Here is a 1,313-nt window from a genome sequence, read left to right as displayed (position 1 = left end):
CTGCCTGCAATTCTTTCATTTGAGTTAAACCTTGTAATAGCTTGCTACCTTCAAATTCACATTGTTTTCTGCCAATCACAAACAGTACACGTAGTAATTTGCCGCACATTGCAATCAATGACTGTTGTTTCTTCAACGGGTTGACGGATCGGGTCGTGTAATATCTGTGCAGGGTCTTGAACGTCGAGTTACTGGCTACTAATGGCCTAACGGCCAGATATAAAGCTTTTCTCAGCTTTTTCCGCCCTCGTTTTGTTATCCTTGTTTGTCCCTTGAACTTCCCTGAACTATGTTCTCGTAACGACAAACCTGCCATATTGACCAGCTGTTGTGGATGGTCATATTTTTTGAGGTCTCCGACCTCAGAGAGAAAGGTGGCTATGGTGATTGGCCCCAGCCCTTTAATATTCATCATTTCCTGGGCGCCTGGAATGTCTTTCATGAGATCTGTAATTTCCATGTCCAGTTCGGTTAATTGGCTCTGATAGAGCTCGTATTGGTCTAAGAGACTGTGTATTTCTTTTCTTGCGAAACGCAATCCAACTTCAATGCCGACACTCTTCCTTGCCTTCTCAATGAACTGAGTTGCACGCTTGATTCCGACGCCTCGCTTAATTGTCGTTTTCCATTGTGCTAATACTTCCTCCGGAGTCACGCCTCGGAGGTCGGATGGAAACGGAAAGTTACGTAAGCTGAATAAAGCTGTCTTGCCTTCCCAGTCTTTGAATACATCATTAAACTCTGGGAAATATCGCTGAATATGGTTTTGAATGCGTCCTTCAATGATAATCAGCTGTTTGACGAGTTGATCTCGTAATTTGATCCCTTCCCGCAGTTCGGCATAAATGCCATCGAGAAGATTTGGTACGGAGTATCGTCCGTCTTTTATCAGCTGTGCAATGACACGCGCATCCTTGGTGTCATTTTTCGTTGGTGAGTTATCATCGAGTTCTTTGGACTTTTTCACGTGCATAGGGTTTACCAGCACAAAGTTAATATCTTTTGCTTTCAGATAATAAGCAAGGCTCAGCCAAAAGTGTCCTGTTGGCTCTGCACCGATGATTAATTCACTTTTACGGTGTTCTTTTTGAAGTCTGGAGACCCAGTTTAAAAGCTGTTCAAAGCCATGAACGCGATTGTCGAAGATCAGTCGTTTTCCAAATTCAAACCCTCGGTCATCCTGCGCACGTGCCACGTGTTTGTTTTTAGCGATGTCGATTCCTACAATTAATGTTTCTGGTGTGATTTGCGATAGTTTGTGATTTTGATTATAATTCATAGTGGGTCCTCTCCTTGGTATTTATTAATTTCGG

1 protein-coding gene is annotated in these 1,313 nt (G+C 43.0%); it reads right to left on the bottom strand.

Features of this window, described 5'->3' with window-relative positions; all coding sequences use genetic code 11:
- Positions 1-1,279: IS110 family transposase (locus tag Q1A47_RS20470; protein WP_299632741.1), on the bottom strand; the 1,279-nt coding region annotated here is incomplete at its 3' end.
- Positions 1,280-1,313: the final 34 nt, after the last annotated feature.

It is taken from the genome of uncultured Virgibacillus sp. (assembly GCF_947495635.1).
GTDB classification, from domain to species: Bacteria; Bacillota; Bacilli; order Bacillales; family Amphibacillaceae; genus Virgibacillus; species Virgibacillus salarius.
This window is presented reverse-complemented; position numbering and strand designations above follow the sequence as displayed.